The following is a 13,061-nucleotide window of genomic DNA, read 5'->3' on the forward strand; positions in this document are numbered from 1 at the left end:
TTCCTGTATAAGTAGAAGTTAATTTCACATTATTTATGTTTGTTTGACCCGTATCATGGTTATATCAAATTCAAACTTTAACAATGTTCTAAAACTTCACAAATTTAGTGATTAAAAATCACTCTCCGATGTATAAAAGAGCGGAAAATATGAAGCCATCAGTTTAACATGTCTGCTTTTACAAATTAAGTTGAATGATGTATTCCAATCACTATCATCATTATATTTTAAACAATATAAATCCTAATAAGTTTTAACAAATCGGACGGTTACTACAAGTCACTTTTACCTTAAAAACACTTTTATAAAAAATGAATCTTTAGAAAAAAGTTAACATTTATAACATAATGAATTAAATTATATTAATAAAATACTATTAATTCAAAAATATACTCAATAAATTTAATTAAATGTAAAATAATTTGACTTTTAATGATAATATGTTAATAAAACCATAAAAAGTATGCTTTTTTTTATTAATATTACAGTATCTAAATTTAACACAGGATGAAATTAAATGCTAAAACCTCTCTTAGTGTAGGTGCTTTCTGTTTCTTGCTGGGAACTACCGGCCAGATAAATGCACAAAAAACAAAAAGTGATTCCACTAAAACTACGGAAATCAAAGAAGTTGTAGTAACAGCTCTTGGGATTAAAAGAGACCAAAGAAAGCTTGGCTACGCTATTTCTAAAGTTGACAGCAAAGACATTACCCAGGCCGGCGTAGTAAATCCCATGGAAGCCCTTCAGGGCAAATTACCGGGAGTTCAGGTCATAGCCGGATCAGGAGGACCTCAGTCCAGTGCAAAAATTCAAATTCGTGGGAATACCTCATTAGGAAAGAATAATCAGCCGCTGGTAGTAGTGGACGGGGTGGTTATTGACAATTCCGTTACGGGTGCTGATGAATGGGGATCAGGATATGATTTTGGAAACGAAATGAAAAATCTTAACTCTGACGCTTTTGAATCCGTATCTGTACTTCGGGGTGCCGCCGCTTCTGCCCTTTACGGCTCCCGCGCTTCCAATGGGGTAATTGTAATTACAACAAAAAAAGGACGCAGCAGAAATGGAATTGGGATTAAAGTAAACTCTTCACTTACAACTCAGAGTGTATACGCAGGCCCTAAACTGCAAAATGAATTTGGCGCCGGCGTAGGCCCGAAATTCCCGACAGACAGTAATGGAGAGCGGTTTATAGATCCAAACACTTTCTTCTACAGCTACGGCCCCAAGTTTGATGGCCTTCCCGTAAGAGATGTCGATGGGAGAACCGTTTTATACAATCCACAGCCAAAAAATTATCTGGAGCTGTATCAGGTGGGAATAGACCGGAAAAATTCAATTGAACTTTCCGGAGGTACCGATAAATCAACATTTTTATTTAACTATACAAATCAGGAAGCAGAAGGTATATTGCCACGTAACAAATTCACTAAAAATACTTATTTCTTACGCGCCACTCATGAGTTTAGTAAATACCTGCAATTAGACGCTAGTTTCAATTACACCAGATCCTATGGCGCAAACCCTGTTCCGCAAGGAGGAAACAGCAGTCCTTTATTCAGCTTTGTATATGGAACTCCAAGAAGTTTTGATGCCGTTTATTGGAGCCAAAATTATTTAGATCCTGTAAATGGCGGGATAAAGCAGGATAATGATGACCCCTACGGAATGGCAGGACAATATTTTGACCTGTTCCAAAATACCAGAACCCAAAAAGAAAATAATAATATCGGCCGTTTAGAAGCAAAGTCACAGATTACAGACTGGCTGAGCCTTACCGTTGGTGGTAATTTCAACAACTATAATTTCATCAATGAATCTAAAATTTTAGGCTCTGATCCCGGCTTTAAAGGAGGTGGATACAGCATTCTGGAAGGCAGAAAGGAGCAAAATACACTCAAGTTTTTAGCCAATGCTATTTTTAAATTAACCGATAATTTAACCATGAATGCTTCCCTTGGAGGAGAGAGCTTTACTTCAAAATTTAAATCTACAAGATCATTTACAAACAGCGGCCTTAGAATCCCGGGAGTTTTTACCATTCAAAATTCTGTAGACAATCCTGGCTATGAGTCAATTTATACAGATCAAAATATCTCACCTAAAAAGATCCAATCTTTATATGCCTTTGCTAATTTTGCATGGAAGGATCAGCTATTTGTGGATATTACCGGGCGTAACGACTGGTCTTCAACATTGGCTTATCCTGACGGACATGGTGATATAAGTTATTTTTATCCGTCTTTTGTAGCCAACTGGACCTTCTCCAACTCTTTCAAGCTTCCACAATGGGTAAACTTTGGTAGTTTAAGAGGAAGTTTGGCCTGGGTAGGCCGGGATACATTCCCGTTTAATACAAGTGCCGGTTTTTATTATGCAGGAGATCCCACAGCATACAACTCTCCGGATGGCACGCGTATTCCTTTAATTGGCTTTAATAGCAAAGCCCTGGCCAATCCTAATTTAAGAAACGAATTAAGCAGATCCATTGAATTAGGGCTGAATATGGCATTTTTTAATAACAGGCTGGATTTCGATGTTTCCGTTTACAAAACAAATACAATCAATCAGTTACTTACACTTCCTATGCCTCAGGAATCAGGTGTGGAATCAATGCAAATCAATGCCGGAAATCTACAAAACAAAGGTATCGAAGTCATTGTAAATGCGGTTCCTGTAAAATCAAATAATTTTAAATGGGACACTACCCTTACATTCGCTAAAAACCAGGATAAAATTATTGAGCTTGCTCCCGGAGTTGAAGAATACGTACTACAGTGGGCAATGGGTAGAGATGTAAAAAGTATCGCAATCCCCGGCCAGGAATACGGACTTATACAAACCAACTATGCCTTCGCAACTTATCAGGCCCTTGATGCTAACGGAAATAAAATTGATGATCCACGAAACGGCATGAAAGTCCTTAAGCCGAACGGGTACTATATGCGTTCCAATGCCTATCAAAACCAGGGCTATGTAACTGTAGGGAAACTAACTCCTGATTTCCTGACCAGCTTTAGAAATACTTTTAAATATAAAAATCTGGCATTAAGTGTTTTAATTGATGCCAGGGTGGGTGGTGACATTTTATCTGCCACTTACAATTACGGGGTACAATTCGGAAACCTGCCTTCAACCTTACAGTACAGAGATAAGGAAAGAGGAGGTATCGAATATACAGATCCAAGTGGAGTAACTCAGTTTGGGGTAATTCCTGAGGGTGTATTTGCCCAGAATACACAGATCAAAGATAAGCAAGGGGTAACCCGGGATGTAAGCGGCATGACTTATCAGGAAGTTTTTCAGAGAGGATGGATGGATCCTGTACGTACTGACTTGTATTACAGAAATTTAGGTTCATGGGGAAATGGCATTCGTGAAAATGCTATTTTCGAGAATACCTGGGTTGCTTTACGTGAATTAAGATTAACCTATTCATTCAAACCGGAATTAATAAAGCCTTTGGGCATCAATACATTAAACGCTTCTCTTATAGGAAGAAATCTTTGCTATATCTATAATAAACTTCCGGACGGCATCAATCCTGAAGGAATGTACAACAACAATTCAGGAAGCTTCGCTGAATATGGAGGTTCGCCAATGTCAAGATACATAGGTTTTAATCTGGATTTTTCTTTCTAATCAATTACTAAAAAAAAATGAAAAAATGAAAAAAATATTTTTAATAGCAGCTTCATTATACTTACTAAATTCCTGCACGCGTGATTTTGCTGAAACCAATACAAACCCTCTGGATATCGTAAACACAACTCCGGAATCATTGCTCCCAATGGCCATCAAAAAAGGATATGATGCCAGCTTTGAATATTATTATGATTATTACCGCAGGATCATGCCATGGACTCAGACTTTAGTGCCCGGTACAGCTAATATTTCTGAATTTATGGATGACGGAACTAATATGAACACAAGAAAAGATGTTTTCTATGGTGATCACGGCTCTCTTCTTACGGACATTATTCATAAAATTGACCAGATGCCGGCAGATCAGCAGGCAAGATATGTAAATATCAAAAGTATCGCTACTATTCTAAAGGTTTATTACGCATGGTATGTTACTGATGTTAACGGAAGCATGGCCTATGCAGAAGCCTTTCAGGCGAGGTATGGCGGTACCGCAACTCCAAAATTCGAAACTCAGGAACAGCTGTATGATATTTTTGACAGCCAGCTGAATAATGTTTACAGTGCTCTGGAAGGAGCAAACCAGTCTATACAGGTAAGCCCCGGAAGCGGAGATCTTTTCTTTAATGGAGATATCTTAAAATGGAAAAAAGTTTCTAATTCATTAAGGTTGAAAATTGCATCAAGATTAATGAAAAGAAACCCTGCCAAGCTTGCAACGATCGCAGCTCAGGTATTATCCAGAGACCAGATCAGCAGCACGGCTGAAGATTTTTCCCTGCGCTCAAGAAGATTTACAGAGCATGGCAACTTTAATCCTACCACTTTCTTTGCTTCAAAACCTATGGTAGATCACATGACAAAAAATAAAGACCCGAGGCTGCCTATTTTCTTTCAAAAAAACTCATATTCTAAAACTGCCATTAAAAGATTATCAACAGCAGGTTTAATGACCTCTGTAGCTCTTACCGACTCCCTGCAAAGATATGTTGGAGGACCTACCAGCCCCGATAAAAGTACCACCCGATATTACACCAACGCCAGAAGATCATTGAACGGAACAACCTATGATACGATCTCACGTCTTCAGTACCGTATTTGGCAGCCGGAATATTTATCCGGTACAGGAAATGCCGTATTCCCTATTTTAACGTATGCAGATTATTCTCTATTAAAAGCTGAGTTACAGGCAAGAGGAATCATCTCAACAGGAAATTCTGTTCAGTCGCTTTATGAGGAAGGTATCAAAGCATCTGTAAAAACATATAATTTTATTGCAAAAGAAGCCGTTGTAGAACAATATGAGCCAACAGCAGACAATGAGATAGCAACCTATCTTAATGGGCCGGATGTACAATTTAATCCATCAAAAGCTCTGGAGCAGATCATCATTCAGGAATATCTGAATTATTTTAAACAGCCTAATGAAGTATGGGCTCTTATCAAAAGAACCGATATGCCGAATACTTCTACCGCATTGAAATTAGAAGCACTTGCAAGAACCGGGGGAATCCCTTTGACAATGCCTAGAAGAGTTGTTTTGCAGACTCCGTCGGCGAACAATTTAAACTATAGCAATCAGCAGGCTGCTCTCAACCAGATGAAGCAAGACCCCGATTTCGGCACAAGCGAAAGTGATATCCAAGGCCGTATCTGGTGGGATAAAAAATAAGTCCATAATATTCCTAAAACAAGATCCCGGTGAGCTTTTCACCGGGATCTTTTATTTTAAACCAATTGTTTATTTGGAAGCTAGACTTTTACCTGCATTACTTCAAGATCAAATTCTTTGGAAGCTACAAGCAAATGGTCAAAAATATCAGCTTGAATCTCTTCAAATCGTACCCATTCCGTATCATTGGTGAACGAATAAATCTCCAAAGGCAAGCCTTGCGGCGTAATATTCAATTGACGAACGATTACAGGGCCTTCTTTATCAAGTTCCGGTATTCTTTCAATATATTTTTGGGCATAATACCTGAAAACACCAATATTGGTAAGCTGTCTGCCGTTGATGATTTCTTCTTTATGCGCCATATTTTCCTTTTCTTTCCTAAGCTCGATTGAACTTTGTTTCAAATAATCTGAAATCAGGTTAATATTTTTCAGTCGCTCAATATCTTCTTCTTCAAGGAATTTAAAAGAATTAATATTAAAATATATTGATTTTTTTATCCTTCTTGCATTGGTTTCGGAGATTACCTGCAGGTTTTTGATTTCTGTTGTCAGCAAATCATAGGTAGGAATGGTGGAAAAAGTTTTATCAAAATTATTAATTCTTGTTGTCAAAAGGTTGATTTCAGCGATGTTTCCTTCTACATTATATTTGGGAATGCTTACCCAGTCGCCGACTTTTAAGTTTTTAGAAGTTGCCACATGAAGTCCTGTCACAAAACCCAGAATTGTATCCCTGAAAACCAAAACTAAAACAGCCGTTATCGCCCCCAAACTTCCGACAATTGTTGTCCCTTTAATTCCAAAAATCACGCAAATCCCAACAACGGTAAATATGAAAATTCCTAAAATTCTTACAGTTTCCGAAATCGCGTTCAGAGCCATGATTTTATAGAAATCCTGTTTTATGATGAAATAATTCCTGAAGGCCGTCAGTCCTCTGTAAAGCATTCCGGCGAAGGTTAAAACCATTCCTAAATTTACAACTCTAACGATAAATTTTGTTGTATTTCGAAGAGCTCCATGAAATATAGACTCATGAATCCCTGCTATAATTAAAAGTGCAAAAAGATGAGCTAGTGAATTGGTAACTTTAGATTGATAAATAGATCTTATAACAGGATATTTTTCCTGATTATGAAAAATCCGGAAAACAGTATTAATTATAATTTTAAGGACAAAATCAATAACCAGAAATACTGTACACAGCAAAAACATTTTTACTATCATGTGAAATACCCAATCCAGGCCAGACGGAGAAATCTCACTTATATAAATATAAAGAGGATCCGTAAGTTGCGTGATAAGGTCTCTTGTGTCTTCTAACTGATCATTCATTACAGCAAATTTATAAAATTTAAGGATGATTTTTATTAAAAACTTCTTCTGCAATTTTCATCCCAAATTCTTCATTTTTTAAGATTCATACATTCTTTTAATAATTTTTAAAATATTGAATCCTTTGAAACCCGCACTAGCAAATAAATTATTCACTAAAAATAATTTAAATCAATAAATTATATTAAAAAAATTCACTATTTTATGATCTTATATTTATTTATTTTTTAAATTTGATAAAAACTAAACAAATCAAAATCAGTTAAATATGAAACAAAACTACTTTTTTATTCTATTGTGTGCTTTCGCACTTTTGATCAATTGTAAAGGAGACGAATCCACATTTTCTGAAGACCCCGCACCTACGGTTATTCAAACCGGGAAGGTTGAGGGGAAAGTTACTGCCAATAACGGTACAAAACCAATCGGTGGCGCCATTGTTTTTACCATTGACAGCAATCATAAAGTGTATCACACCTATTCTGACGCCAATGGAAACTTTAGCCTTACAGCTCCTGAAGGCAGCACAACCCTTCATATTCAGACGGGTGACGGCCGAAATTTCAGAACTGAAATTCCGGTTACTGTTAAAAAGAATGAAACCATTACAGTTCCTGTTACAGAATCAAAACTTACACAGGTTGCAAAAATGGCTTACGTAAAAGGAAATTATGATGAAATTGAAGATATCGTTACCGCTCTGGGCTATACTGCGACAGAAATTACGTATCAGGATCTTAAAAACCTCAACAAAATTTCTCAATACGATATTATCTTCCTGAATTGCGGATCCAGAGGAATTACAGAGACAGGAACTTCCACTCCTAGCAATGACGTGTTGGTTTATACTAATCTTTCAACATTCGTTACCAATGGAGGGAGCTTATACAGCTCAGACTGGGCTTCTGCATATCTTGTGGGAGGTGATACCAACACCAACATGTGTAATGCTGCGGGAGGTTTTATCAATGACAATTTACTTTGTCTAAAAAATATCGGAACTGCAACTACTTATGCAAACTGTTCAGTTTCTAATGCTGCTTTAGCTACGGCTGTAGGATTTAATACGTTGGATATTACTTATGATATTGGGCAATGGGAAAAAATCCAGACTTATGATTCCAGCTTCTGGGAAGTTTTGGTTGAAAAAAACAATGAACCTTTAATGATCAGAACAGGAAATTATAACGATCCCAATGCACAATCAGTTGCGGTAGGAACAGCTGCCAACAACAATCAGATGACGATTTGCCATCACACCGGAAATGGAAATAATATCACCATTACCATTGATGCAAGTACATGGCCGAGTCATCAGGCTCACGGTGACACGCAAGGCCCTTGTTCGGGAGGAAATTCCAGCAGTGGTAAAATTTACTACACGACTTTCCACAACCACGCAACAGGAAATATCGGGAAAACAGAACCGATCTTGGAATATGTAATTTTAAACCTATAATAACTTTATCTTAAACATGGGAGTGGCTTTTTTATAAAGCCACTTTTTTTATATCTTGCATACATATTTTTTAGCATGAATATCGATACAGCATTAATTAACATTCTTTGTCTTGTTTTGTTATTTCTGGGAATTTTGGGTACATTCTTACCTATTTTACCGGGATTATTACTAAGTATCTGCGGATTATTAATCTACAAATTCGGGACAGGTGCGGATTTGCCGATGATTTATATCTGGGCTTTCGGCATTCTGACATTGGCTTCTGTAGTTTTAAGTTATGTCATTCCGGCAAAGACCAATCAGAAATACGGTGGAACACGCTGGGGAAGCATCGGTTCGGTAATCGGGATGATTATTGGAATGTTTTTACCAATTCCTTTAGGTTTTTTAATCGGAATGTTTGCCGGCGTTTTCGTGGGCGAACTTCTTCACGACAGCAAAGACATGAACAAGGCCTTAAAATCAACCAAAGGAGCTTTCGTTGGGTTCATTTACGGGACAGGCTTCAGTTTTGTGGTAGGTGTGGCAATGTTTTTGGTAGTAGTTCTTGATATGCTTAGTATTATTTAAAAAGAAAATTATGTTTTATAAAACCACCATATTGAGTTTGGGCTTTTTATCCTTAATAAATTGCAATGCGCAAAAAGAACCAAAAACTTCCGAAAAAGCCTGGACTGCAACTGAAATTAAACAAACACCACCCATGAAAGGTGAAAATGTCATCTACCTCAATGAAGGCGAAAATAAATTCCTGAAAGAATACCAAATGAATGTGACTTTCAAAGGAATTTCTGAAGACAGCCGTTGTCCAAAAGGCGTTAACTGCATTTGGGCAGGAGTTGCCGTTGCACAAGTAGAAGTAATGGGTGTTGCAACCCGACCAATGACCTTAACTCTCGCAAGCCTTGATAATAAAGGCAGAAACTACAACAAATCTGCGGATTTCAACGGTTTTACAATTTCCCTGGCTGAAGTCAATCCTTATCCTGGAGATGGAGAAAGTGCAAAAGGTTTGAACGGGAAATATAAAATTGGTATTGTCATCAAAAAAGCGGGAGAAAATTCTACCACGAAATAGGCTTTTTCCCTTTTGAAACCAAGTATTCATTAATTTTTGAAAAAGGTTTGCTCCCGAAAAAACCTCTGTGAACAGAAAACGGAGACGGGTGGGCAGACTTTAAAATAAAATGTTTAGTCGGATCAATGAGTTCAGCTTTTTTTTGTGCAAAAGCTCCCCACAATACGAAAACTACATTTTCTTTTTTATCTGAAATTTCTTTAATAATAAAATCCGTAAACTTTTCCCAACCTAAATCTTTGTGGGAATTGGGAGAATGGGCACGAACGGTTAAAGTTGCATTCAACAACAGAACGCCTTGTTTTCCCCAATCATCCAGTTCTTTTGAAGTTCGTTCTACTCCGATATCATTTTTAAGCTCAATAAAAATATTTTTAAGCGACGGTGGTGCAGTAACCTGTTCGGAAACTGAGAAACACAATCCATTTGCCTGAAAATCATTATGATAAGGATCCTGTCCGATAATCACCACCTCCACATCTTCAAAGGGCGTAATTTCCAATGCCCTGAAAATCTGGTTTTTGGGTGGAAAAACTTTTGTCGTGGCATATTCCTGCTTTACTTTTTCCCAAAGGTTTTTAAAGTATTCTGTTTTTTTAATGGGGGCTAAAATTTCTGTCCAGGTCATAAAATTTCAATTTAAAAATTTGAGAATGTGATAATTTGAAAATTGCAATTCAAATACCATTCTTATTTAATTTTTTATTTCTTCAAGCTAAAAACCAAATTCTCCGGAAAACCCTCATCCTCTCTCCCATCTTCCAAAACAAATTCATGCTTCAAAAGAAGATTTTTTGAGTTTTCATTGAACTTATTGGTCATTGCGACAATTTCCTGCAAATGTAAATCATTAAAACCAAAATTTAAAACCGCAGATAATGCTTCTGACATCATTCCTTTTCTGTGGTAGTCGGGCAATAATTCATAGCCGACTTCCGCAACTTTTCGATCTTCGGAAAAATTCCAAAGACAAATGGTTCCGATAAGATTCGGTTGATCTTTTAAAGAAATTCCCCAATAAAATGTTTGATTATTTCGAGTGTTCTCTTTAATGGTTAAAATAAATTGAAGTGCATCATAATTATTTTTCGGAGAATTTCTCTGAACGAATTGATTGATTATTTCGTTACTTCGAATTTTCAGAATATCTTCAACATTGCTTTCGCCGATTTCTTTTAATTGTAGTCTTTCAGTTTCTAGTTTCATATTCAAATTTAGTAATTAAACTAATAAATTTCAACCACAAAAGACACAAAGATTTTCTTTAATACATTAGAAACTAAACAAAATAAAACTTTTTAAACTTTATTATTCTGATTTAAATTTTACCACACAGTTTGTCATCCCGTAGGGATCTGGGCTCGAATCTTTTCATGCTATTTCTAATACTATGCTTAGATCCCTACGGGATGACAAACTGTGTAGTAAAACTAATGTGTTCTTCTTTGTAGTAAAAGTTTAGCTTCAAATAACTAATGTGTTAAAAAATTTTTATGTCTTTTGCGGTTAAATAATTTAAGCAAGTCATTTCCAAAATTAAAATGCACATTTTTCACTAAATTTGCAGTGTGTATATAAATAAAGAAGATTTAAACGAATTAGAGTTTCCGCAATTGCTCGCGGAAATTGCTCCTTTTGCGTATTCTCCGAAAACGAGAGATAAAATTCTTCAACTTCGTCCGATGGAAATTGACGAGGCCGAGCTTTCTTTGAAAAAAACTTCCGAATATTTGTCGAGTTTTGAAAGTTCAAATGCGATTCCGTTTGATGAATATGAGGATATTGAAAGTGAATTAAAATTAATGCTGATTGAAAATTACCGTCTTGAAAACAATGCTTTCATCAGAATAAAAACCATCACGGAACAGATAGGAAAACTTCAGAAATTTTTCCCGACCATGCCTGAAACTTTCCCGAACTTAATGGCAGATGCGTCAGTTTTGGAGTTTAAAAAAGAGATTATCGATAAGGTAGATAAAGTTTTCAACCGTTTTGGTGAAGTAAAAAGTGAGGCTTCCCCGATTTTAAAAACATTGAGAGCGGAAATTCAGGTTGCTAAAAAAGCAATTCAGGAAAACTTCAACCGCGTATTATTCAATTACGGGCAAAGCGACTTTTTGGATGACATTCGCGAAAGTATTATTGAAGATCAGAGAGTTTTAGCGGTAAAATCTGCGTATAAAAAAAGAGTTCCGGGAAGGGTCTTAGGACTTTCAAAAACAGGTTCTATTACTTACATCCAGCCGGATTCTGTGGTAAAGCATTATTTTAAGCTTCGTGAAAATCAAGAGGAAGAGAAAAAGGAAATTGACAAAATCCTGAGAAAACTGACAGCAGAATTAGCAGAATTCCAACCTCAGCTTTGGAGATACCAGGCGTATATTTTTGACCTTGATTTAACGAGAGCGAAAGCCAAATTTTCAGAATCAATCAACGGAGTTTTACCGAAAATCAACCGTCATAAAACCCTAAGATTAAAAGATGCATTCCACCCTTTATTATTTTTAAGAAATAAAGCGGAAAATAAGACGATTTTCCCACAGACACTGGCTTTAACGGAGCACAACAGGATTATCTGTATTTCCGGGCCAAATGCAGGAGGAAAATCCATCACATTGAAAACCGTTGGATTGCTTCAACTGATGATTCAGAGCGGAATTCTGGTTCCGACTCATCCAAAATCCGAAATGTTTTTCTTTGATAAAATAATGACCGATATTGGTGATAATCAATCTATTGAAAACCATCTTTCAACATATTCATCGAGGTTGAAAAAAATGTCCGGAATTATCCGTGAAGCAGATGCGAATACACTTTTGCTGATCGATGAATTTGGAACAGGTTCCGATCCTGAATTGGGCGGCGCTCTGGCAGAAAGTTTCCTTGAGTTTTTCTATGATAAAAAGAGTTTTGCGATTATTACAACCCATTACACCAACATTAAATTGGTTGTAGAACAGCTTCCAAATGCTGAAAATGCAGCAATGTTGTTTAATGAAGAAACGCTGGAACCGATGTACAAACTGGAAGTGGGACAAGCGGGAAGCTCATTTACTTTTGAGGTTGCTGAGAAGAATAAAATTCCAAGATTTATCATTCATTCCGCGAAGAAAAAAGTGGAACATGATATTGTGAATCTTGATAAAACAATTGTAAAGCTTCAGCAGGAGAAATTTGAGGTTGAAAAACTGAAATCCGATCTTGCGGAAAGAAAAGAATCCGTCGAAGACAAGCGCGATAACCTTCAAAAGCTGAACGATCAGCTTCAACAGAAATTATTCAATTTCCAGAAGCTATATGAGGAAGAACACCGTAGACTACAGTTCGGGAATAAGATTGAAGCTTTTATCGAAAGTTATACGAAAGGGAAATCCAGGAAGGATGTGGTGAAGGATTTTGTGAAGCTTTTGGAGCAGGAAAAGTTCAGGAAAATTGGAGCTGATAAAGATGAAAGTAAGCGACTTCAGGTTGTGAAAAGAAAAATCACGCAACAGTTGAAGAAGGAAGACGTCATCGAAAAAATTGCCGAAACCAACGAAAAACTGGAAGAAAAACGCAAAACCGACCGCGCAGTCTGGATGAAAGTGGGACAACGGGTTCGTATAACGGGAAGTACGAGTGTTGGGACGATTGAGAAGATTTCGAGGAACAAGGTAATTGTGAATTATGGGACTTTCAAGACGACGATTGATGCAGATGAATTGGAGAGGATTTGATTTAAAAGCTTGAACCTATTAGGTTTGGAAATAGCAAATTAGTTATTAAAATAAAAGAGTGTCGTTGAGGCACTCTTTTATTTTATTTAAATTTGAATTATGATCAAAAGTTTCAAAATATTGTGGATTTTTTATTTTAAAA

Annotated in this window: 9 protein-coding genes; 6 read left to right on the forward strand and 3 right to left on the reverse strand. The window is 36.6% G+C overall.

The window, feature by feature from the left end:
- Positions 1 to 507: 507 nt before the first annotated feature.
- The gene (locus ATE47_RS10210) at positions 508 to 3,648 is read left to right on the forward strand and encodes a SusC/RagA family TonB-linked outer membrane protein (protein WP_062161875.1); all 3,141 of its coding nucleotides are present in this window, start codon (positions 508 to 510) and stop codon (positions 3,646 to 3,648) included.
- 25 nt (positions 3,649 to 3,673) lie between these two features.
- The gene (locus ATE47_RS10215; RefSeq protein WP_062161876.1) at positions 3,674 to 5,323 is read left to right on the forward strand and encodes a SusD/RagB family nutrient-binding outer membrane lipoprotein; all 1,650 of its coding nucleotides are present in this window, start codon (positions 3,674 to 3,676) and stop codon (positions 5,321 to 5,323) included.
- 80 nt (positions 5,324 to 5,403) lie between these two features.
- On the opposite strand, the gene ATE47_RS10220 is transcribed toward ATE47_RS10215, so the two are convergent.
- Positions 5,404 to 6,663, reverse strand: a complete 1,260-nt coding sequence (locus tag ATE47_RS10220) for a mechanosensitive ion channel family protein (protein ID WP_062161877.1) — start codon at positions 6,661 to 6,663, stop codon at positions 5,404 to 5,406.
- Between the two features lie 268 nt (positions 6,664 to 6,931).
- On the opposite strand from ATE47_RS10220, the gene ATE47_RS10225 reads away from it, so the two are divergent.
- From ATE47_RS10225 to ATE47_RS10235, 3 genes are all read left to right on the forward strand, one after another.
- A complete protein-coding gene (locus tag ATE47_RS10225; protein WP_062161878.1) occupies positions 6,932 to 8,122 on the forward strand; it encodes a carboxypeptidase-like regulatory domain-containing protein in 1,191 nt (396 codons plus the stop codon).
- 75 nt (positions 8,123 to 8,197) lie between these two features.
- Positions 8,198 to 8,695 carry a DUF456 domain-containing protein gene (locus tag ATE47_RS10230; RefSeq protein ID WP_062161879.1) on the forward strand — a complete coding sequence of 166 codons (498 nt, stop codon included), beginning with the start codon at positions 8,198 to 8,200 and terminating at the stop codon, positions 8,693 to 8,695.
- A gap of 10 nt (positions 8,696 to 8,705) precedes the next feature.
- Positions 8,706 to 9,203 carry a hypothetical protein gene (locus ATE47_RS10235; RefSeq protein WP_062161880.1) on the forward strand — a complete coding sequence of 166 codons (498 nt, stop codon included), beginning with the start codon at positions 8,706 to 8,708 and terminating at the stop codon, positions 9,201 to 9,203.
- On the opposite strand, the gene ATE47_RS10240 is transcribed toward ATE47_RS10235, so the two are convergent.
- A complete protein-coding gene (locus ATE47_RS10240; RefSeq protein WP_062161881.1) occupies positions 9,190 to 9,831 on the reverse strand; it encodes a uracil-DNA glycosylase in 642 nt (213 codons plus the stop codon). The genes ATE47_RS10235 and ATE47_RS10240 overlap by 14 nt on opposite strands.
- Positions 9,832 to 9,905: 74 nt before the next feature.
- The gene (locus tag ATE47_RS10245) at positions 9,906 to 10,409 is read right to left on the reverse strand and encodes a GNAT family N-acetyltransferase (RefSeq protein ID WP_062161882.1); all 504 of its coding nucleotides are present in this window, start codon (positions 10,407 to 10,409) and stop codon (positions 9,906 to 9,908) included.
- Positions 10,410 to 10,771: 362 nt separating this feature from the next.
- Between ATE47_RS10245 and ATE47_RS10250 the strand changes: the two genes are divergently transcribed.
- Entirely contained in the window at positions 10,772 to 12,919 is a 2,148-nt protein-coding gene (locus ATE47_RS10250; RefSeq protein ID WP_062161883.1) for an endonuclease MutS2, read from the forward strand.
- Positions 12,920 to 13,061 lie beyond the last annotated feature (142 nt).

This window comes from Chryseobacterium sp. IHB B 17019, from assembly GCF_001456155.1.
Lineage (GTDB): Bacteria > Bacteroidota > Bacteroidia > Flavobacteriales > Weeksellaceae > Chryseobacterium.

Coding starts and splice junctions, on each gene's coding strand:
- ATE47_RS10235 (WP_062161880.1), top strand. CDS start 8,706: ATGTTTTATAAAACCACCATATTGAGTTTGGGCTTTTTATCCTTAATA.
- ATE47_RS10245 (WP_062161882.1), bottom strand. CDS start 10,409: ATGAAACTAGAAACTGAAAGACTACAATTAAAAGAAATCGGCGAAAGC.
- ATE47_RS10240 (WP_062161881.1), bottom strand. CDS start 9,831: ATGACCTGGACAGAAATTTTAGCCCCCATTAAAAAAACAGAATACTTT.
- ATE47_RS10220 (WP_062161877.1), bottom strand. CDS start 6,663: ATGAATGATCAGTTAGAAGACACAAGAGACCTTATCACGCAACTTACG.
- ATE47_RS10210 (WP_062161875.1), top strand. CDS start 508: ATGAAATTAAATGCTAAAACCTCTCTTAGTGTAGGTGCTTTCTGTTTC.
- ATE47_RS10230 (WP_062161879.1), top strand. CDS start 8,198: ATGAATATCGATACAGCATTAATTAACATTCTTTGTCTTGTTTTGTTA.
- ATE47_RS10225 (WP_062161878.1), top strand. CDS start 6,932: ATGAAACAAAACTACTTTTTTATTCTATTGTGTGCTTTCGCACTTTTG.
- ATE47_RS10215 (WP_062161876.1), top strand. CDS start 3,674: ATGAAAAAAATATTTTTAATAGCAGCTTCATTATACTTACTAAATTCC.